This window comes from Bacillus sp. mrc49 (genome assembly GCF_002803435.1).
On the sequence record NZ_PHNG01000712.1, the window covers coordinates 1 to 21339 of the forward strand.

Consider the following 21339-nt stretch of genomic DNA (forward strand, 5'->3'; position numbering starts at 1 on the left):
CTTCATTCCACGAGTCGTCGCATCCAAGGCAATGCCTGCGCCGGTAATTCCCCCACCAATCACCAAAACATCATATTTATCTTTTTTCAGCAGTCCGATCGTTTCTTCCCGATATTTATTCGAAAACTTCATCCTTAACTCCCCCTTCATCAGCTTGTTTTACTAGTATATTTAGACGTTTACACGTCAGTTTGTGCCATTACTCGTTAATTTGCGTTCGTTACTCGCGAGTTTGCGCTGCACTCGTGAGCTTGTGCTTTTATTGTTAGTTGGTTCGTTTTTCTTTTTTATGGCCCTCACTATCCATAATCTGGAATGGAATACAAAAAAGAGACCATAAATGCACATTATCGTCTACACGATAACGCATTCATGGTCTCTCCTGTTCTCCGGCCGAGTTATTAACTTGATTTCAGTATACCATACTCCAATTGATTTTAGAAAGGAATTGCCTTGTTTTTTTTATTTAAAGGCCATCGCTGCATGTACGGCTTTTTTCCAGCCTCCATATAATTCTTCGCTTGCTTGCTGTTCCATGGCTGGTTTGAAGGTTTTATCTATCGCCCATTGCCGGGAGATTTCTTCTTGATCCTTCCAATAGCCAACAGCAAGTCCGGCTAGATAGGCAGCGCCTAGTGCGGTCGTTTCGTTTATCGTCGGTCTTTCGACAGGCACTTGCAGTAAATCACTTTGGAATTGCATTAAGAAATCATTTTTGACAGCCCCGCCATCCACTCTCAATGTCTGAAGCTCGATGCCGGAATCGGCCTCCATGGCGTCAAGGACATCTTTCGCTTGATAGGCCAATGATTCAAGCGTGGCCCGGATGAAATGTTCCTTTGAGGTACCTCGTGTCAATCCGAAAACGGCTCCCCGAACCTCGCTGTCCCAATATGGAGTCCCGAGCCCTACAAATGCCGGCACTACATATACGCCGTCCGTACTTTCGACTCGTTTTGCATAGGCCTCGCTGTCCTTGGCATCATTCAGCATCCTCAGTCCATCACGCAGCCATTGGATCGCTGAGCCGGCTACGAATATACTGCCTTCCAGGGCATACTCCACCTTCCCGTTCAATCCCCAAGCAAGCGTCGTCAATAGTCCATGTTCGGAACTGACAGCCTTGGTTCCTGTATTCATGAGCATGAAACAGCCAGTACCATACGTGTTTTTGGCCATTCCTTCACTGAAGCAGGCTTGGCCAAACAACGCTGCCTGCTGGTCACCGGCCGCGCCTGCAATCGGAATCGATTGTCCGAAGAAATGATACTCGATCGTACGTGCGTACTCTTCGGAGGAAGGCCTAACTTCCGGGAGCATCGATTTTGGAACGGTCAATATTTCCAGAAGTTCTTCATCCCATTTCAGTTCGTGGATGTTGTACATCAATGTCCGGGAGGCATTGGAATAGTCCGTGACGTGAGCCTTGCCCCCTGAAAGCTTCCAAATCAGCCAAGTATCGATGGTGCCGAATAATAGCTTGCCTTCATCCGCCCTTTGCCGTGCGCCTTCCACATTATCGAGGATCCATTTCACCTTGGTACCGGAAAAATAGGCATCGATCAGCAATCCCGTCTTATCCCGGAATAGGTCATTCAATCCCTTTTCCTTCAATTCATCGCAGATTTCGCTTGTTTGCCTGGACTGCCAGACAATTGCATTATAAACGGGGACCCCTGTCTCCTTATCCCAAACGACTGCCGTTTCACGCTGATTGGTGATCCCGATGCCGGCAACTTGCTCTGGCTTGACACCCGATTCGGAAAGCACCCCGGCAATTACCGCTAGAATCGATCCCCAAATTTCATTGGCATTATGCTCGACCCAGCCCGGCTTAGGAAAGTGCTGAGTGAATTCCTTTTGCGAAGAATGGACGATTTCGCCCTTTTGGTTAAATAAGATCGCCCGTGAACTTGTCGTTCCTTGGTCTAAAGATAAAATATACGTTTCCATGGTCAATGCCCTCCTTTAAATTAACTAGCGATATTCCTGCTTTCCAATTCATGCGCCTGCTTTTTCCCAAAAACATATGCTAGTGCCAATAGTATCACGCTTACTCCCAAAACAGACCAAAATCCTACTGTTATATCCCCCAAAAAGAATGCTTTATAACAAACGGCACCAAGTGAACCTCCAACGATCGGTCCAACGACCGGAATCCACGAGTAGCCCCAATTCGAGTTTCCTTTACCCGGTATCGGCAGCAAAAAGTGCGCGATGCGCGGTCCCAGATCTCGGGCCGGATTGATCGCATATCCTGTCGTGCCCCCAAGGGACATCCCGATCACGACGATCAGCAGGCCGACAGCGAATGGGTTCAAACCTTCCGTGAAATTATTGGCCCCGATGAATAATAGACCAAGGATAAGGATGAATGTCCCGATCATTTCACTTAATAGATTGGAAAATGTATGAGGGATGGCAGGCGCCGTGGCAAACACACCAAGCTTCGCACCTGGATCCTCAGTAGCCTTCCAGTGTGGCAAATAATGAAAGAATACGAGAGCTGCCCCCAAGATCGCTCCAATCAGTTGAGCAGCGATATAAACCGGCACATCCCTCCATGGGAATTCTCCAATGATGGCGAATCCGATTGTAACGGCCGGATTCAAGTGGGCACCGCTTATCGAGCCCACTGCAAAAACGCCCATCGTAACCGCCAGTCCCCAAGCAATCGTAATAACGATCCATCCCGCGTCTTTAGCATAAGAGCCCTTCAAACTTGAACCTGCCCCGATACCTGCACCGAATAATATCAAAATCATCGTGCCTACCAATTCTCCCCAAAATGGTGTCATGAATAAAACCTCTCCCCTAATTAATTGTAAATCTTTGACAACAAATAAAAGGAGATTCACAGCAGAACCATCCTCATAAAAAATATGAATGGCTCTGTTGTGAATCTCCTAGTCTCCGTCACATATATTAACTTGTAATTTACAATATACTAGGTTATGAAAACGCTGTCAAACACTTTGTGAAAAATCAATCTATTATTTTTGCATTTTTTTCTTTCAAGCCCGAATGGTTCAGACGATATCCCATAACTCGGTTTTGGAAGTGGTAATGGCCGATGCGCCTGCCTCTAGGGCGTTCAAGACTTCATCCGAAGTCCGGATAAGACCTCCTGCAAAAATAGGTGTTTGTAACCGCTCCTTCACTTCTTTTATCATCCAGGGCATGGCTCCCGGCAAAACCTCAATGTAATCTGGCTTGGTTTTCTGCACCAGCTTGTAGCTTTTCTCCAGCGCATGTGTGTCTATTAAAAAAATTCGCTGGATGGCAATGACACCCTTTTGCTTCGCTTTCAGAATAACGCTTGTTTTGGTGGAAATCAGCCCAAAGGGATTATATTCCTGACAAATGAATTCCGCCGCGTATTCATCACTTCTTATGCCATGGATCAAATCGACATGGTAAATCATTTTCTTATTATGCTGCTTTGCCATCATACTGACATTTTTCAATTGAGAGATATGAAGATCAAGAAATACCCCTATTTCATACGGGCTATCCAGGAATCTTTCGAAATCTTTCATGCTTGCCGAGGCAGGCAAAATCTTCTGATCCATTCATTTCCCCCCCCTTATCTTCCGGAAAAAAATCCAAACTTTTAGGAACTTAGTATATTTTAAAGAACTTGATTTATCAAACACATTTTTCTACCCCCGATAAATGACGCGCGCGAAAATGTATATACCCGTCATAAGGAAAGGTTCATTTTCAATCCTCCATCGACCAGCTCACAAGATTGGATCGTGCCTATCGGGATTTTCCTGACGATGTTCCAGGCATTCATATTCATTTTGATCCTTCTATTATCATATTCAAATATGGGCGGTCTGTTAAAAAGCTTTTGATTTATGAAATCCCTATCTATTGGCTTCAACTCGATCAATTCGAATGTTATCGTTCTTTTTTCCGTATGGACCGGCTTTAATGCCATTCGGAATGATACCTTTTTCTTGAACATCATTTTCTTCACTTCGGTCGTTCCCCAAAGGACCATATGCTCTGGCGTAATCTCGACATGGATATCACGCTCATATAATCGCGTTTTTATCATTCTCTCCAGCATGGCTGCCGTTAGCGTGATCGGCAATCCCTTCCCAAAAATAGTCGATGCATCGAATGCACTCATCCTGCTCCCATCCCTTCCAACTATACCTATTACCTCATATGGAACATCGTTTATAGCATATGTTAGGTCGGATTTCCTGTTCATTGCTTCAGGCCTCCCAATAATCGGTATATTCTAAATGTTTCGGTTTCAGACCTTGACCTTTGGAACAACTCCCTGTATAGTCGTAAGTAATTTAATAGACAACTCTTATCAAGAGAGGTGGAGGGACTGGCCCTTTGATACCTCAGCAACAGACTTTCGATGTACTGTGCTAATTCCAGAAGTGTAATAGCTTGAAGATAAGAAGAGTACATGACCTTGTTGCCTACCCCTCTTCTTATCTTTAAGAAGAGGTTTTTTATTTTGGCCGTTTTCGCATATTTTGTTGCTATTCACCAAGTCATGCGGTGTGGTTGATTGCCTTTTCAACGCTCGTATTAAAAACAACAATCCTTACGAAACGTGCCTTTATTTTATACAGGGAAAGAAGGAATGCAACATGTCAATCACTTTAACAAAGGCCCCATTCAGGGCGGATCACGTCGGAAGTTTATTAAGGCCGGATCGTATCCATCAGGCCAGAAAGCAATTTAAGGAAGGCGCCCTCTCTGCTGAGAGACTCCGCGAGGTTGAAACCGAAGAAATTAAACGGATCGTCGATAAGCAAATCGAAGTCGGCTTGGAGGTCGTGACCGACGGGGAATTCAGACGCACATGGTGGCACTTCGACTTCCTTGAGCATTTAAATGGCATCGAGGGGTACGTGACTGAAAAAGGACTCACATTCGATGGTGTCGAAACCGAGCGATACAACGTTCGCAATATCGGGAAGGTTTCATTCAACCCTAAGCACCCCTTCCTTAACGATTTTATCGAATTGAACAAAATCGTCGGCGGTCGTGCCGTCGCCAAACAAACGATTCCCAGCCCCAATCAATTATTTGCTGCCGGGGTTCATAATGAAGACATCTACCCTGATATTGAGGATTATGCAAATGATATCATCCAAACGTACCAGGATGCTTTAAAAGCCTTTTATGAGGCAGGTGTGCGTTACCTTCAACTGGATGATGTATACATTGCCAGACTTTCAGCTCCTGATTTCCAGTTCAAGGATGGAAAATATACGCGCGAACAATTAATCGATTTGGCTTTGCGTGTCATCAATGGATCATTGGAAGGCAAACCAGACGATTTGATCATCACGACACATCTATGCCGCGGAAACTACCAGTCGACCTGGGCATTCGAAGGCAGCTATGCCCGCATAGCCCCGACATTATTGGCAAAAGAAAAAGTGGATGGTTTCTTCCTCGAATATGACGATAATCGCTCTGGCGATTTCAAGCCATTGGAACACATCCCTACTGGCGGGGCGAAGGTCGTACTTGGAGTCGTCACGTCCAAAAATGGGGAAATCGAAGACAAGGAAGCCATCAAGGCCCGCATTAAAGAAGCCGCTCAGTTCGTTCCGCTCGAGCAATTATGCTTAAGCCCGCAATGCGGATTCGCTTCCACCCATCATGGCAACAAGCTTACGGAAGAACAACAATGGGAAAAACTGAAATTCGTCGTTGATGTAGCAAAAGAAGTGTGGGGATGATTCATCCCAAAAGGCCATTCCCCTTATTGGGAAATGGCCTTTTCGGTGCATCTGCTATTGGGGGGCATTTTCTTTTATACGTGAAACAAGCTCCTCGAGCCATTCGGCTGTATGCTGTGCCCGGCTGTATGAATGCTCCTTAATGAATTTATATCCCAAATATTGATCAGAATCCTCATCAACCGGCTGGTCAAAACTTAAATATGTTTCCCATGCCAATCGATGCTCATCAATTTTGCGCTCTAAGATCGCAATTACTTTTTCGCTATCCACATGCTTGATATTCGTCAGTGCAATATACATATCCGTGATTTGGGAGGCTTTTTCGAACGTTTGATAAATCCGTTTTACCAATTCTCCCCTTCCCTTTTCCGTAATTTGATAGACATGTTTATCTGGCCGATTCTCTTCCTTTATCGTTTCGACCGGCTCGATAAACCGATTGGCAGCCAGCTTGTCAAAATGGTAATACAATTTACTTTCGGTAATTCCGGTAAATTTATCAATTGGAATCGGTTCGGATAATCGCTTTTTCAACATATATGGATAGCTTTTTTCTTCAGCTAAAATACCCAGGATATAAATTTGGATAGACACGGTTAAAACTCCCTTCAATCGTCACCTATCTTTATTTTATCAAACTAAAGCCTTCATTTCAGCTGCAAGGCGATCCGCCTCTTCCGTCTTTAGCGGTAATTCCTTATGGCGCACTGCCACGATCATGATATTGATGAGCAACGCAGATGCCCCCACCATCAACATCATTACGTGTGCATGTAACGGATCTCCGCCACCATACATGATCGCGAAGTCTGCTTGTATTGAATAATACATGGGTGAAATATAGCTTAGCCACTGATATGGTGCATACATCATTTCCCGTGTGATTGCAGCCCCATTGGCAATGGTTTGCATAAGCAGGATTGGCATATTCAAGATCATGCCCCCTTCACCGACCAACAGGATGAAGATGGATGTAAATTGCCAGCATGCATAATAGCCAAGTGCATGATGTCCCCATAATGTAAAGAATGTTTCAAGTCCATGTCCTTGTACAGCATAGGTGATTCCTAGACCTACTGCCGGTGCTACGACCGCAATCAGAAGCGCCGCAAGCTGCATGTAGCCAAACAGCCTCCACTTGCCTGCCTTCCCTTTGCTTTCATTGAACGCGGCCCCTAATTGCATCGCCCCAATCATCGCTCCTACATATGCCGCCATCGTTAAGAACATCGGCGCCATCCCATTATGCATGCCTGCTGGGATTTCATTGATTTTCACAGTGTTTGCACTGAATTGATGCTGCATCGCTGAGGCCATTTCTTCCGCTTGTTCTTCCGGAACATTTAAATTCATTAATAGGCCTTTCGCATATTGAGCTGAAAACTGTTCATTTAACGTCGACTCGATTTCCGTTACAACTGAATTCATTGTTGACGTGACGATCGTTGGCCCGGCTTCATTGATTGTAAAATCGATGCTTGATGCCCCTTTGCCACTCTCGACATTTTCGGAAAAAGATTTCGGAATATGAACAACTAATTTCACATCATTCTTATCCAATTTTTTTAATGCCTGTTTATTCGTTAAATCCGTTTTTATATCTTCGAAAGGAAGCTTTTCCCCTAATTGGGCTGCAATCGTCGCACCAATCTTACCTGTATCCTCATTAACGATTGCAACTGGCAATTGATCGATATTCGCTGGCATTGCCGAATAACCAGGCATAAATGAGCCAAGCATTGCGATTTGATAAAAAATCCCCATAAAGATGGCTCCAATAGCTCCTCTAGTCTTCAAAAATTCTATAAATTTCATATAATCCATCCTATGCTTTAATTTTAGTACTTTAATTAAAGTACTTTTTTTATTATACATTTTTCCTCTTGAAATACAACCAATAATTATTATCTTCGTTAATCATTTTTTCACGTGGTTCGGATGAATGACCAAGGCTTCAAGAGGAAATCGGCGGATGGTAACGTATGGGGGAAAATACATTCAAAAAAAAAAGAACGAGCATCATGCACGTCCTTTTCTTACTTGCAGCTATCTTCATTTTCGATTTTCTTCACGAAGATGTCATCCGTCACCTTGTCCTCCAGCTTATTCCGTAAGGCCAATTCGGCAGCCTTTCCATCACTGGGCGACCCGTCTGAAAAATACATCGGAAATAAAGAGAAAAACATGATGTAGAAAGAGAAATAGATGAATTGATACCATATTACCGAGCTTTCCAAAATATTTTGGTACACCAGGCTATATACGGTAAGCATACTGACCAGATTAATAAATGAGCATGTTCGTCAATCGATTATCATGTTTCAGTCCCTTAAACTCACATGCTCCATTCCAAAAATAATATTTCCGTACCTCTATATTCAAAAAGGAGAAAAGCTTATTGCCGCAGCCGATCACAATTTTCTTTTCAACCCCTCCAAAAATCGTAACGAAGAAGATATGCCCGCTCAAATGAATCAGCGTAACGATGGGCATGATCAAGAAAAAGGAAAAAAGAAATTTCATGATGTCATATAGACCAAAAATAATACATCCCCCCTAGAATCCTTTTACAAAGATACCCTTGCAAGATTCCTGATAAACTAGCAATTTATCACTGCAAGAGGGGAAAAGAAGGCCCGCACGCTCCATAAAACCATGGAGAATGTTGACCCTCTTTTTGATGATTTAACGAGATTTTTGATTGGTGGTCCGAAGGATTTCCGCGTTGTTTTGTCCTGGCTTATGACCTGCATGTTTATATTCAGGAGTGAAAACGGATGTTTTGATCGGGCAGGCAATTTGTTTTTGTAGATTCCCCTGTCCATCGGGTACCTCCACGATCATCCCCCGCTGCTTCAATTGGGGGTGATCGGCCGCCTCGGCAAAGGTCAGCACTGGTTCTGCGCAGGCATCGCACTCAGCGAATATCTCCTGCCATTGATGAAAGTCCTTTGTCAGGATAGCTTGTTGGACGGCTTCTTTAAAGGCGGTGCCGCTCGCTTTGTCACTGTCCTTGCTCATTTCATGCAATTCCGGTTTTCCGATGGCATCGCATAATGCTTTTCTGAATGGCGCTTCCAGGCTTCCAATCGAAAAATAACGCCCGTCCTTCGTTTGGTAAAAGTCATAAAACGACCCGCCATTCAACATCAATTCCTCCGGTTCAAGCTCCAGCCCCCGTTGGAAATGAAGCGGTGCCGATATCGCATTCAATGCGAAACTGCAATCGGTCATGCTAATGTCGAGGGCTTGGCCGATACCTGTTCTGTCCCTGTAGATGACAGCAGATAATAGGCCGATCACTGCATGCAGTGATCCCCCCGCAAGGTCGGCAATTTGGGTTCCGTTTTTCGCGGGCCCTTCCCTTTTCGTACCGGAATAGCTGGATAGGCCGGCAATCGAAATATAATTGATGTCATGGCCCGCGCGGTCTTTATAGGGACCAGTCTGGCCATATCCCGTGATTGAACAGTAAATGATCTTCGGGTTGATTCTTTTTAATGCCTCATAACCTAGTCCTAAACGTTCCATGACACCTGGCCGGAATTGCTCGACGATGATATCGTATTCCTTCACCAGATCTTTTACGGCATCGATGGACTCAGGCAGTTTTAAATCGAGGGTGATCGACTTCTTTGATCTGTTAAGGTACTGATCGACACCCCATACATCGCTCGATGCCGGCCTTTCCACCTTCACAACGTCCGCTCCCAAATCTGCCAGCATCAAAGTCGCAAAAGGCCCTGGCAGCAACGTTGAAAAATCCAATACTTTCAAATGAGACAATAAGGTCATCTGCCGTGCACATCCTTTTCTACCGGTTGGATACCTTCAATTTCCTGCTGCCCTGTTCTTATCCATAAAGTGTATGCTCATCTTATATTAATTTTGAATAAATTTCCATCAACTTACATGAAAAGCCGGACAACTTATGATCGTTGTCCGGCAAGTTTCACTATTAGGGGTTCATTCGTATTTTTTGTCAAAGTCAAACTCGACTTCATCAAGTTTAACGAATTTCGTTTTCCTTACCAGTTTGTAACCAATCCACAAGCCAAGGAACAGCGGGATTCCCAGATATGCAGCGACGACGCTGCCCCAATCGATGTGGTCTGAGAAAAAGGCTTGGATATTTTGCGACAGAATGACGATCAAGCCAATCAGTATGGCAAAAATAGGTCCTATCGGGAACCATAGCGCTTTATATGGCAATTTATCCAATGAGTGCCCTTGAGAGATGTAGGCCTTTCTAAAACGGTAATGGCTGATGGAAATCCCAAGCCAAAAGATGAAACCGGTGATTCCAATCGCATTCATCAACCAAATGTACACCTTGCCATCTCCGAATATGGAGGCTAAGAAGGCAAGCATACCGATGGCACAGGTTAAAACCATTCCCGCAACCGGCACTCCCCGTTTATTCAGTTTGGCAAAAATGCGCGGTGCCTGTCCATCCTTTGCCATTGAATATAACATCCGCGTCGAGGCATATAAACTGGAGTTACCCGCTGACAGCACAGCCGTCAAAATGACTGCATTCATGAGTGAAGCGGCAAAGGCGATCCCAGCCTTTTCAAATATGAGCGTGAATGGACTTACCATAACGTTGTCCCCTTGTAAACTCGGGTTCGTATACGGGATGATCAGTCCTATCACAAAGATTGCCAAGACGTAGAAGAGAAGAATCCTCCAAAAAACGCTTTTAATCGCCTTCGGTATATTCCGTGCCGGATCCTCGCTTTCACCGGCAGCCACACCGACGATTTCGGTTCCTTGAAAAGAAAAGCCGGCTGCGATGAATACGATGAAGACACCCATGAACCCGCCTGGGAAAGGCGCGTCATCGATCGTGAAGTTCTTGAAACCTACTGCTTCTCCACCCATAATGCCGACAATCATCAAAATTCCCACGATGATGAAAATGACGATGGCTGTCACTTTTATGAACGAAAACCAATATTCCCCTTCACCATACCCTTTAACGGATAAATAGTTCAATAGGAAAATGAGCACCAGGAATGATGAGCTCCATAACAAGGATGGACTATTCGGAAACCAGAATTTCATGATCATCGTCGAAGCTGCCAACTCTGCCGCGATCGTCATCGACCAATTGAACCAATACGTCCAGCCCAACGCAAAACCAAATGCCGGATCGACGAATTTCGACCCATAGGTACTGAAAGAGCCGCTTGTCGGCATGAAGGCCGCCAGTTCTCCCAGGCTGGTCATCACGAAGTACACCATCGCCCCGACCAAGGCATAGGCAAGCAAGGCGCCGCCGGGCCCAGCCGTATGGATGGCTGACCCGCTGCTAAGAAATAACCCGGTCCCGATAGCCCCTCCAATGGAGATCATCGTCAAATGCCGCGATTTCAAACCGCGCTTCAATCCTTGTTCTTCTTCGTGCTGCGGAGGATGTTGCAAGATGTCATTTTCATGTTTTGGTAGCATAAGCTTTCATCCCTTTCTATACAAGCGCTTACATATATGGGGAAATCCATTTAATAAATTTTCCTATTTCATGAACCTGCAAATAGACCCAATTTACAATCGAATATTCCTTTTCTGAATATATATGCAATTCCCATGCCAAAAATAGCAAGCCCGCCAATCAACCCTTGCATAAAAATAAGCCCGTTTTAAAGACGAATTTTTTTGCACTTAATGCCATGATCCTTTGCACTTTACGCCAATTATTTTTGCAGGTGGAAAGTACGGTGAAACGATCGATCGTTTCCCTCCCGAGCTTCGATTCGGACCTATAGGAATTATTACTAGAGGAATATCTAGAAATAATTTCTCTATAAAAAACCATTTTTCACCATTTTTATCCTTAAAATGTCATCTTTTTCGCACTTTTTCACCATTTGATAATAAACGCAAATGATGCAAAAATAAGGTATTCTTATGAAGGAGTTGAGTGTTATGAAAGGTAAGGTATTTTTAGGAACTGCTTTATCCGTTGGTCTTTTATTTTCTGCTATTCCCCATCAAGAGGCTTTGGCGGCAAAAAATGTGTTGAGTGTCGAGAAGTATAATAAGCACAAAGATTCGCTAGAATTCAAGTCTGGTAAGCTTACAGATCCATCGAAGCAAACAGCGGAAGATATCATTCTTACCTTTTTTGATAAAAACACAAAATCTTACAAGCTAGAAAATCAAAAGGCGAAAGACTCCTTCATTATCCAGAAAGAAAGCAAGGATGAACTTGGCAATACCGTCGTAAGATTGCAGCAAACTTATAAAGGCGTGCCTGTCTGGAATTCCACACAAGCTGTATTGATTGACGCAAAAGGTGTTTTATCAGTCGTCTCCGGTACGGTTGAAGCCAACCTAAACACTAAATTGGGGAAAAAGGCTAAAAAAGGCATCAGTAAAACAGAAGCCATCAAAATTGCTGAAAAAGATCTTGGATTCAAGCCTGCCTACGACCACGCCCCAGAATCGGAGCTATTTGTATTCGCAAGCGGCGATAAGGCCGATTACGTTTACAAAGTCAATTTGAATTTCTTGAGCCCGGAACCAGGCAATCATAACTATTTCATATCAGTCAAAACAGGTGAAATCCTGAATAAATATAATACCCTGGATGAAGTGACCGGTACCAATTCCGTCGGTACGGGTACGGGCGTTTTGAATAATACCGTCTCGCCATTGAACACGACCTTATCGAGCGGCAAATACTACTTACAGGACAACACTCGCGGTCAGGGCATCTTCACTTATAATGCCAATAACAAATCGAGCTTGCCTGGCACACTTATGTCCAATACGACCAACGCTTTCACGACGTCCACTGATAAAGCGGCCGTGGATGCTCATTTTTATGCGGGCAAAACCTATGATTATTACAAGTCGACTTTTGGCCGCAACTCCTATGATGGAAATGGCACAAGCCTGAAATCGACCGTCCATTACGGCTCCAAATACAATAATGCCTTCTGGGACGGCACGCAAATGGTTTACGGTGATGGAGACGGCACGACGTTCATCCCATTGTCAGGCGGCTTGGATGTCGTTGCACATGAGCTGACTCATGCCGTGACTTCCAGCGAATCCAATTTAACGTATCAAAATGAGTCCGGCGCTTTGAATGAAGCCATTTCCGATATTTTCGGTACAGTAGTAGAATTCAAGACACAAAGCTCCAAAGCGGATTACCTGATCGGCGAGGACATTTACACGCCTAACATTTCCGGCGATGCACTCCGGTCGATGGCAAATCCAACATTGAATGGTGATCCTGACCATTATTCGAACCGGTATACTGGATCGGCTGACAATGGCGGTGTCCATACGAATAGCGGAATCATCAACAAAGCGGCTTATTTGATTTCTGCAGGCGGCACCCATCATGGAGTGACCGTGTCAGGAATCGGCATTGATAAACTGGGGACGATCTTTTACCGGGCTAACACGACCTACCTAACGTCTTCGTCCACCTTCTCTCAAGCCAGGGCTGCAGTCGTACAAGCCGCATCAGATTTATATGGAGCAACCAGCGCAGAAACGACAACTGTCAAAAATGCCTTTACGGCAGTCGGTGTGAATTAAAAAACACAATCTATCAACCTACCCAAAACCTCCCTAGCTTTAGCGGGAGGTTTTTTCGTATGTATCCCTGCACCGGGAACGATATTCCGACCGTTCATCGCGATATTCCGGCCGTTCGGCGCGTTATTCCGGCCGTTCATCGCGTTATTCCGGCCGTTCGACGCGGGATCCGGCCGTTCGACGCGGGATCCGGCCGTTTGGCGCGGGATCCGGCCATTCGGCGCGTTATTCCGGCCGTTCGGCGTGATACTCCGGCCGTTCGGCGCGGGATCCCGCCGTTCGGCGCGTTATTCCGGCCGTTCATCGCGATATTCCGGCCGTTCGGCGCGTTATTCCGACCGTTCGACGCGTTATTCCGGCCGTTCATCGCGTTATTCCGGCCGTTCGGCGCGGGATCCGGCCGTTCATCGCGTTATTCCGGCCGTTCGGCGCGTTATTCCGGCCTTCTCCATAATCTGTCAGCTAGATCGTTCATTCATGGTTCCGTGCCCATGCATGTGAATTAAAGCTAACAAAGCAGGTAGAATATGATTAATTCCGTAAAATAGTTGCTTTTCTTCCTATTAACTGTCAAGCTAAGATAATCTCGACTATATTGAATAGAACAAGTAGGTGACGAACATGATTGAAGTTAAAACTTCCACACTCAGTGATGGTGAGTTCAATAGAGGCGTATTCGCGACACAGGACATTAAAAAAGGGGAGCTTTTGCATGAAGCACCTGTCATTGCTTACCCTAACGAGGAGCATGTTTTCATAGAGAAAACGTTGCTGGCTGATTATGCATTCGAGTATGGAATCAACCATACCGCCATGCTTTTAGGCTACGGCATGCTGTTTAATCACTCTTATACACCCAATGCAACTTATGATATAAACTTTAAGAATCACACATTTGATTTCTTTGCTTACACCGATATAAAAGCAGGAGAAGAAATCCTCATTAATTATAATGGCGAGGTCGATAACGAAGATCCGCTTTGGTTCAACAAGGAAAACGATGGGGAAGATGAAGCTGAATGATCATCCATGAAAGCACCAGTTTCTTGATTCCCCAGCGAGGGTTTCAAGAAACTGGTGCTTTTCATTTTTCCTTCGGAAGCGCTTGTATCTGATGTAAAAAAGCCCCATTGAGGCATCATGCCTCAATGGGGCTTTTTGGCCCTTAATGGGCAGATGGATTACTTGATTTTGATTTTGTTATCGAATGGAGTTGGCTCTTAACCTTTTCAATCATTTCTGGTGTGGCTAAGGATTTGATTTGACTCATGGTTTTTTCACGAGTTTTCTTATTGCGCATTAAAAATGCGGCAGCTCCTATCACGACAGTTCCAATCATTTTGTTTGATGGCATTTGAGTTTCCTCCTTCATGTTGGTTATATATAGCATTCCCTCTACTAGCGGATTTAAACAAAAACATGCAAGCTTCCGCTATTATTTTGCCTATTTCAGGCTTTCCAAATATTTTATGCTCTCAGGACTTTTCACCACTTTTTCGGCTTGATCCGGGTCAACCCTCGTTCGGTCCAATGCGTGGAGCTTATAGGTCAGGACTCTTTTCACCGATTGATCAATCCGCTCCATAGGAACCTTCCCCGCTTTTACAGCTTCCAGTAAGCCTTCATAAACCTCAAGCTCATGAGCATATTCATGGCAGACAAGCAATATGTCGGCTCCGGCAAGTATCGCTTCCATCCCCATCTCTTCATAGGAGAAGTACTTGTTCACGGCACCCATTTCCAAATCGTCCGTAATTACAAGTCCCCCATAGTTAAGTTTGCCCCGCAGCAGGTCTTCGATGATGACCTTGGAAAGGCTTGCTGGTTTTTCTTGATCATAGGCGGGATATTTGATGTGGGTCACCATCACGAAAAAGCTTCGATCATCCATTTCACTTATGATCCTCTTGAACGGATAAATATCCGAATTCTCGAGATCGAGCTGGTTTGCTTCCACGGAGGATGTTTCAAGATGCGGATCGACTTCGCTGCGTCCGTTGCCTGGAAAGTGTTTCAAGGCGCCCGTCACGGAAGCATCATTCAAGCCTTGAATCGTTTTCTTGCCATACCGATAGACCTTTTTAGGATCTTTCCCCACTGAACGCTTGTCGGTTGCCGATAAATCAAGCACAGGAGCGAAATTAATATTGATGCCCATCGAGCTCAGTTCTTCCCCATTCAGTTTTGCCACCTTATACATGTCTTCAGCGGATGCATGCTGCCCAAGATCCTGCTGCGCAGGGAGCGGCGACACTCTTTCTTTCATCCGGATGATATCCCCGCCCTCCTGATCTGTCGCCACCATGAGCGGAAGCGAAAGGGAACTTTGCTTAGCCGTTTGCTGAAGCGAATTGGATAACCTCGCCACCTGTTTTGGCGATTTCATATTGCGATCAAAATAAATGATGCCTCCTATATGGTTTTTTTCGATGAGCTCGTTAATTTCAGGGCCCGCTTCTGTACCCTTGAAGCCGATCATCATTAGCTGACCGACTTTTTCTTCAAGCGTCATGCTTTCAAGCATTTTGTCTATTTTCTCTTGGTTTTCCGCAATGGCATCCATTCTTTTCTCCTTATCGGTTTCGGAATGATCTTCTTTTTGGATGAACATGATAGCCATAAACGAAAGGAGCACGAAGAAAAGCGCACCCATATATATTTTTCCTTTCATGCCCTGCCTCGCGATTGACGGTCCACCATTATAAAATCCCTTCCTTCCTTGCCTTTACCATTCATTTACCTCAAAACTCCTGTCTGCCTGGATTCGATCCACTACTCTTCATCTTGTTCATAAACGGGGCATTCTATATCAAGCCAAGGTATTTTTTTGCATAAAGCATTGGCGGCGTACCATACTACTTACATACACTCATGCAAAGGAGATGCACCCATGGACGGAATTTTGAGGAATTTAGCCGATACCTTCAGTCATGCAGTCGATTATGCAAAAGAAAAAATATCTGCCATTACGGGGTCAACCTCTGTTACCATCGCGGAATTGAGCCAACACATCATCAATCAGCCTGAAACGATACTAATCAAGAAAAGCCTTTTAGGAATCCACTTCTCTTTTTATCATTTGCAAAAAGAAGATGTTTCCTATTATCTGGAAATGAGAGACTCACAAATTTTACAGCTGGATGTACAAGCACATGACCATACCATCGTGTCGTATCGATCTTATCGAGATAAGTCAGACCTGCCCGCGTCAGTTAAATTTCCGAAAACCCTTTTATAGAAATACGAAGCCGCGTCTCAAAGTGCCCATCTTCTAGGCCTGATCCTTATCAATAAAGTTCGGGAAGCGACTTCATAAAAAGCAAAAAAAATGTAGACAAGCCTCATTTAAAATCGAGTTTGTCTACATTCCCAAAGCTGACACCCACCAATACTTAGGCGGGTACCAGCTTTTTTATTTTGCTTTTGGCTCTTTCCTCTACAGGGAGAAAAACTGATTTCTTTCCCTCGTTATCCATTCATCTACATCCGCTTCGTCCTTTTTAACCAGCCGGTTAACGAGAATATCATGCCAAATGTAATTTTCGAGAAAATTGATATGGATCGGATCATCCGTGTAAAACGCCGTTTCCCTCGTTTCCGATGCAGGACCGTAAATCGTCTCCGTACCATCGATCGATAAGATGAACCATTCGTTTTCGCCAATATTGTCCACATAATTCGTTTGGCGATGAATCTCTATCCCTGATAACGGCCTTTCAACCTGAAAGGCGATTCCCTTAAGGGTGCAATGTTGAGCTGCTTCTTTAAGCTCCGGCGCGAGTTTTTCGTACATGTTGCTCCATAAGGAAACGACGACCCTTTTCTCGGCTTTTTGAATTAAGGTGCGGCAAAACGATAGGATATGTTCTTCTCCTTTGAGAGTCATTACCCGATTGTCGGACACGGGTCCGATCTTCTCGAATTGCTTAAGTGTATCGCTGATGGATTGGTAGGTGTTGTCCCACCTCGATCGGACGGATTCCAAGAACACATCGACCGGCAGCGGGGAATATTGGATCGAGTCATTGATTTCCTCTTTGATTACGACGCCCTCTTCCTGGAGCCCATTGAGAATTTCATAGATACGCGCCCTCGGAATACCCGATTCCTTGCTAACTTGATAGGCGCTTGCTGGGCCCTGACGAACTAAAGAAACATAGGCCTTTGCTTCATATTGGCTGAATCCGAGAGACTGAAGTTTTTCAATGATATCTTGCATAGGACCTCCTTTTTACATCCCGTAAGTTATATCTATCATACCAAATCTCATTTTGAATGCCATTCGATTTCAAAAGTGATGGGAGGATAGGCCTTCATTTTCTTATTTACAGACGATGCTTTTTTAGTTACTATCTAAATAGTGACTAATATAACACTATGGGTTAAGGACAAAGAAAGCAAGCGATTCATTCTTAATGCCATTGATACGGAGGACTATACAATGGAAGATATACAAATTTCCACACTTTTACTGCTAATGTTTTTCGGTTTTCTTGCAGCATTCATTGATTCTGTAGTTGGCGGCGGTGGTTTGATTTCCATTCCTGCCTTATTATTTTCAGGGCTCTCCCCCGCTGCTGCGATTGCAACGAATAAGTTAGCAAGCTCCATGGGATCTTTAACGAGCACCATTGCCTTCATCCGCTCGGGAAAGGTTGATTTCCGATTGGTTTCCAAGCTCTTCCCCCTTATTTTCATAGGATCGCTTTTAGGTGCATGGGTGGTTAACTTTGTGTCATCGGATTTGCTGAAGCCGCTGATCTTGCTTCTTTTGATCGCAATCGCGATATATACCTTTTTAAAAAAGGACTGGGGACAGAATTCGACCTACTCCAAGCTCACGCTGCAAAAGGCAGCATTATTTGCCGTCGCTATATTCGTTATTGGCTTTTATGATGGGTTTTTAGGGGCTGGGACGGGATCGTTCATTTTATTTGCCTTTTTAATGATCGGCTTCGATTTCCTGCATTCAGCCGGGAACGCAAAATTTTTAAACTTCGGCAGTAATTTGGCGGCATTGATCATGTTCATATTTTTGGATACCGTCAACTTTTCATATGGAATACCGATGGGCATCTCCATGATCGCAGGCGCATTGGCAGGCTCCAAATTCGCCCTCAAGAAAGGTGTGGCCTACGTAAGAGTGTTATTTATCGCCGTTACCGTCATCTTGATCATAAAAAATATAGTCGATTACTTAATGGGGCGTTGATGGGAAAGCAGAAAATAAAATAAAACCGAAAAATCCTCCCGCACAATGTGACATATAGGAATAAATTGGGTATATGATAGTAAAGAATGTGTGGAAAGGTGTGATTGGATGACTGATAAGTGGAATGGCGAAGAAATGGCGGATGTCTCGAAGCAAACCATTATCATTACGGGGGCCAATAGCGGACTTGGCTTCGAGACGGCTTTTGCCCTGGCCGGTAAGGGGGCAGAAATCATCCTTGCTGTCCGGAATGCTTCAAAGGGGGAAAGAGCGCTCGATAGAATCTTTTCGGTCTATCCTAACGCGAATATACGGGTCATGCAGCTGGATTTGAGCGATCTTAGCAGCATCCGGCATTTTGCTGACTCCTATAAGGAAAACTATGACTCCTTATCTGTCCTTATCAATAATGCAGGCGTGATGATCCCGCCTTACAGCAAAACGAAGGATGGCTTCGAGCTGCAACTCGGTATCAATCACCTCGGTCATTTCGCTTTGACAGGACTCCTTCTTCCGCAAATACTAGCTACGCCTAACTCACGGGTAGTCACATTAAGCAGCTTGGCCGCCATCAATGGATTCATCGACTTTGACAATCTAAATGGTGAAAACGGCTATAAACCAATGAAGTACTACGGCCAGAGCAAGCTCGCCAACCTCCTATTCGCCCGCGAGCTCCAGCACAAATTCAACCAGCATGGCGCAAGCTCGATTAGCGTAGCCTGTCATCCGGGGCTTTCCCATACGAACCTCATGTCACGCGGATCCGGCAAACCGATCAATCGATTCGTTCATTATCTATCGAAATCCATTACCCAACCGGCAAGCATGGGCGCACTTCCCACCCTGTTTGCCGCAACGGAGCCTTCATTAACAGGAGGCGAATATATTGGGCCCGATGGCAAGAAAAACAGGAAGGGCTTCCCTAAGAAAGACGATATCATCGATACTCTATATAATGAAGAAACATCGAAAAGATTATGGGACCTATCGGAAGCCATGACAGAGGTCAACTATCGTTTCACGGAGAGCGTTACGCCGAAATGACTCTCACAAAAAAGAAAGAGGGAGCACTATGCTCCCTCTTTTCACTGCGATCATTCAGCGTCGAACACTTCGACTTTTTCCATTTTGTCGCCATTTTTCATGGCTTTTGCCGTTTCAAGCCCGGAAGTCACTTTACCGAAAACGGTGTGAACACCGTTAAGATGCGGTTGTGGTTCATGCACGATGAAGAATTGGCTTGAGCCTGTGTCTTTTCCGGCATGTGCCATCGATAAGCTGCCCGCCTCATGCTTGTGAGGGTTTCCAGCTGTTTCACATTTGATTTGAGTGCCGCTTCCGCCTGCACCAGTACCTGTTGGATCTCCGCCTTGACTTACGAAACCAGGGATGACACGGTGAAAGACCACGCCATTATAAAAGCCTGTGTTCGCCAGATTTTCGAAGTTCGCTACTGTGTTTGGTGCTTCGTTCGGGAAAAGATCGAATTCAATCTTTTCTCCATTTCCCATTAGTATGTATCCTTTTTTAGCCATGTAGAACATCTCCTTTAATATGAACTGAATCAATTCTAATAGTACCATTTTTCGAACAAGAATGAAAAGCGGACGCTACTTATTTCGAACTGTCTCATTATACATATCGATGTAATTTCTTTTATAATGAGGAAGATTGATGATAAAAGGAGGAACGAACCGTGACACAACGATTTGAAGCATTAGTCGTAAACAAGCAAGGAGATCAGTTTACCGTAAATATCCAGCAACTATCACTTGATGACCTGCCGCAAGGCGAAGTGCTCATCCGTGTCCATTATTCCGGGGTGAACTATAAAGATAGCCTAGCCAGCATTCCGAATGGAAACATCGTCAGCACTTATCCGATCAGCCCAGGAATTGATATGGCAGGGGTGGTCGTTTCATCTGAGGATTCACGATTCCAGGAAGGGGACGAGGTCATTGCCACCTCTTACGGAATCGGCGTATCCCAATCAGGCGGCTACAGCCAATATGCCCGTGTTCCTGCAGATTGGATCGTTCCGCTGCCAGATGGCCTATCATTGAAAGAAGCCATGATCATCGGAACCGCCGGATTCACTGCAGCCCTCTCGGTTCTGCGCCTGGAAGAAAATAACCTTGCCCCTGATCAAGGCAGCGTTCTTGTTACCGGTGCCACTGGGGGAGTCGGCAGCTTTGCCGTCTCGATCCTTTCCAAGCTTGGTTACTCGGTGGAAGCGAGTACAGGAAAAGAATCGGAGCATGGATATTTAAAGGAAATCGGGGCGACGTCTATTGTAACTCGTAAAGAGGTCTACGACGGCAACCTGCGCTCGCTTGGCAAACAAAAGTGGAGCGGTGCGGTAGATCCCGTCGGCGGTGAACCTCTAGCATCTGTCCTTAGCCAAATCAAGTATGGCGGATCTGTAGCGGTCAGCGGATTGACGGCTGGCACCAACCTCCCGGCCACTGTCTTTCCTTTCATCCTAAGAGGTGTTAATTTACTAGGAATCGACTCGGTCAATTGCCCGATGGAAACAAGATTGAAAGTCTGGCATCGACTTGCGACCGACTTTAAATTCGATCACCTGGAACGCCTCATTCAGCAAGAAATAACCCTTAAAGAATTGCCTGGCGTTCTCCCGACCCTCTTAAAAGGCGAAGCAAGAGGCAGAACGATCGTAAAACTATAATCCAAAAAGTGACGCGGGCCAAGCCCCCGTCACTTTTCATTGTTCAAACAGCTAGGAGCCCGTGATGGGACGGATTAACGCGTTTTTGGACGAATTATCGCGCGTTCGGACGAATTATACTCTCGTTCGGACGAATTATACTCATGTTC

The 21339-nt window shown here is 45.0% G+C and carries 22 protein-coding genes and 1 riboswitch; of the genes, 8 read left to right on the forward strand and 14 right to left on the reverse strand.

Annotated elements, in window-relative coordinates; translation table 11 throughout:
• Positions 1 to 462: 462 nt before the first annotated feature.
• The 4 genes from glpK to CVN76_RS19980 all read right to left on the reverse strand — a co-directional run bounded on the left by glpK (position 463) and on the right by CVN76_RS19980 (position 4225).
• Positions 463 to 1953: a glycerol kinase GlpK gene (glpK, locus tag CVN76_RS19965; protein WP_100532774.1), complete on the reverse strand. Its 1491-nt coding sequence runs from the start codon at positions 1951 to 1953 to the stop codon at positions 463 to 465.
• Positions 1954 to 1973: 20 nt separating this feature from the next.
• Positions 1974 to 2798, reverse strand: a complete 825-nt coding sequence (locus CVN76_RS19970; RefSeq protein ID WP_100532789.1) for an MIP/aquaporin family protein — start codon at positions 2796 to 2798, stop codon at positions 1974 to 1976.
• Positions 2799 to 3029: 231 nt separating this feature from the next.
• Positions 3030 to 3572 carry a glycerol-3-phosphate responsive antiterminator gene (locus CVN76_RS19975; protein WP_100532775.1) on the reverse strand — a complete coding sequence of 181 codons (543 nt, stop codon included), beginning with the start codon at positions 3570 to 3572 and terminating at the stop codon, positions 3030 to 3032.
• Between the two features lie 131 nt (positions 3573 to 3703).
• Positions 3704 to 4225 carry a hypothetical protein gene (locus CVN76_RS19980; RefSeq protein ID WP_100532776.1) on the reverse strand — a complete coding sequence of 174 codons (522 nt, stop codon included), beginning with the start codon at positions 4223 to 4225 and terminating at the stop codon, positions 3704 to 3706.
• A 102-nt stretch (positions 4226 to 4327) separates the two neighbouring features.
• Positions 4328 to 4429, forward strand: a riboswitch (SAM riboswitch).
• Positions 4430 to 4622: 193 nt separating this feature from the next.
• Here CVN76_RS19980 and CVN76_RS19985 point away from each other — a divergent pair.
• A complete protein-coding gene (locus tag CVN76_RS19985) occupies positions 4623 to 5726 on the forward strand; it encodes a 5-methyltetrahydropteroyltriglutamate--homocysteine S-methyltransferase (RefSeq protein WP_100532777.1) in 1104 nt (367 codons plus the stop codon).
• Between the two features lie 54 nt (positions 5727 to 5780).
• On the opposite strand, the gene CVN76_RS19990 is transcribed toward CVN76_RS19985, so the two are convergent.
• From CVN76_RS19990 to CVN76_RS20010, 6 genes are all read right to left on the reverse strand, one after another.
• The gene (locus CVN76_RS19990; protein ID WP_100532778.1) at positions 5781 to 6323 is read right to left on the reverse strand and encodes a PadR family transcriptional regulator; all 543 of its coding nucleotides are present in this window, start codon (positions 6321 to 6323) and stop codon (positions 5781 to 5783) included.
• 39 nt (positions 6324 to 6362) lie between these two features.
• Positions 6363 to 7544, reverse strand: a complete 1182-nt coding sequence (locus CVN76_RS19995) for a YhgE/Pip domain-containing protein (protein WP_100532790.1) — start codon at positions 7542 to 7544, stop codon at positions 6363 to 6365.
• Between the two features lie 221 nt (positions 7545 to 7765).
• Positions 7766 to 7966 carry a hypothetical protein gene (locus tag CVN76_RS31875; RefSeq protein WP_232732375.1) on the reverse strand — a complete coding sequence of 67 codons (201 nt, stop codon included), beginning with the start codon at positions 7964 to 7966 and terminating at the stop codon, positions 7766 to 7768.
• A 46-nt stretch (positions 7967 to 8012) separates the two neighbouring features.
• Positions 8013 to 8252 (reverse strand): hypothetical protein, encoded by a 240-nt coding sequence (locus tag CVN76_RS31880; RefSeq protein WP_232732376.1) that lies wholly within the window; start codon positions 8250 to 8252, stop codon positions 8013 to 8015.
• A gap of 162 nt (positions 8253 to 8414) precedes the next feature.
• Positions 8415 to 9524, reverse strand: a complete 1110-nt coding sequence (locus CVN76_RS20005) for a CaiB/BaiF CoA transferase family protein (RefSeq protein WP_100532779.1) — start codon at positions 9522 to 9524, stop codon at positions 8415 to 8417.
• Positions 9525 to 9695: 171 nt separating this feature from the next.
• The gene (locus tag CVN76_RS20010; RefSeq protein WP_100532780.1) at positions 9696 to 11183 is read right to left on the reverse strand and encodes an amino acid permease; all 1488 of its coding nucleotides are present in this window, start codon (positions 11181 to 11183) and stop codon (positions 9696 to 9698) included.
• 474 nt (positions 11184 to 11657) lie between these two features.
• On the opposite strand from CVN76_RS20010, the gene CVN76_RS20015 reads away from it, so the two are divergent.
• The 3 genes from CVN76_RS20015 (at position 11658) to CVN76_RS20025 (ending at position 14309) form a co-directional block, all read left to right on the forward strand.
• Positions 11658 to 13286: a M4 family metallopeptidase gene (locus tag CVN76_RS20015; protein WP_100532781.1), complete on the forward strand. Its 1629-nt coding sequence runs from the start codon at positions 11658 to 11660 to the stop codon at positions 13284 to 13286.
• A gap of 59 nt (positions 13287 to 13345) precedes the next feature.
• Positions 13346 to 13792 (forward strand): hypothetical protein, encoded by a 447-nt coding sequence (locus tag CVN76_RS20020; protein ID WP_100532782.1) that lies wholly within the window; start codon positions 13346 to 13348, stop codon positions 13790 to 13792.
• Positions 13793 to 13907: 115 nt separating this feature from the next.
• Entirely contained in the window at positions 13908 to 14309 is a 402-nt protein-coding gene (locus CVN76_RS20025) for an SET domain-containing protein (protein ID WP_061143936.1), read from the forward strand.
• Positions 14310 to 14451: 142 nt separating this feature from the next.
• On the opposite strand, the gene CVN76_RS20030 is transcribed toward CVN76_RS20025, so the two are convergent.
• Positions 14452 to 14640 (reverse strand): hypothetical protein, encoded by a 189-nt coding sequence (locus CVN76_RS20030; protein ID WP_061143935.1) that lies wholly within the window; start codon positions 14638 to 14640, stop codon positions 14452 to 14454.
• Between the two features lie 90 nt (positions 14641 to 14730).
• Entirely contained in the window at positions 14731 to 15957 is a 1227-nt protein-coding gene (locus CVN76_RS20035) for a glycoside hydrolase family 3 protein (protein ID WP_100532784.1), read from the reverse strand.
• A 219-nt stretch (positions 15958 to 16176) separates the two neighbouring features.
• Here CVN76_RS20035 and CVN76_RS20040 point away from each other — a divergent pair, with 219 nt between their 5' ends.
• A complete protein-coding gene (locus CVN76_RS20040) occupies positions 16177 to 16524 on the forward strand; it encodes a hypothetical protein (RefSeq protein ID WP_100530085.1) in 348 nt (115 codons plus the stop codon).
• A gap of 198 nt (positions 16525 to 16722) precedes the next feature.
• Here CVN76_RS20040 and CVN76_RS20045 read toward each other — a convergent pair whose 3' ends face one another.
• Positions 16723 to 17505, reverse strand: a complete 783-nt coding sequence (locus tag CVN76_RS20045; protein ID WP_100532785.1) for a TrmB family transcriptional regulator — start codon at positions 17503 to 17505, stop codon at positions 16723 to 16725.
• 222 nt (positions 17506 to 17727) lie between these two features.
• On the opposite strand from CVN76_RS20045, the gene CVN76_RS20050 reads away from it, so the two are divergent.
• Positions 17728 to 18498, forward strand: a complete 771-nt coding sequence (locus tag CVN76_RS20050) for a TSUP family transporter (protein ID WP_100532786.1) — start codon at positions 17728 to 17730, stop codon at positions 18496 to 18498.
• A 108-nt stretch (positions 18499 to 18606) separates the two neighbouring features.
• Positions 18607 to 19545, forward strand: a complete 939-nt coding sequence (locus tag CVN76_RS20055; protein ID WP_100532787.1) for an oxidoreductase — start codon at positions 18607 to 18609, stop codon at positions 19543 to 19545.
• A 50-nt stretch (positions 19546 to 19595) separates the two neighbouring features.
• Here the strand turns inward: CVN76_RS20055 and CVN76_RS20060 are convergent, their stop codons facing one another.
• Positions 19596 to 20036, reverse strand: coding sequence for a peptidylprolyl isomerase (locus tag CVN76_RS20060; protein WP_061143930.1), 441 nt, complete (start codon positions 20034 to 20036; stop codon positions 19596 to 19598).
• Positions 20037 to 20197: 161 nt separating this feature from the next.
• On the opposite strand from CVN76_RS20060, the gene CVN76_RS20065 reads away from it, so the two are divergent.
• On the forward strand, positions 20198 to 21190 hold the full coding sequence (locus CVN76_RS20065) for an NADPH:quinone oxidoreductase family protein (protein WP_100532788.1): 993 nt from the start codon (positions 20198 to 20200) through the stop codon (positions 21188 to 21190).
• Positions 21191 to 21339: the final 149 nt, after the last annotated feature.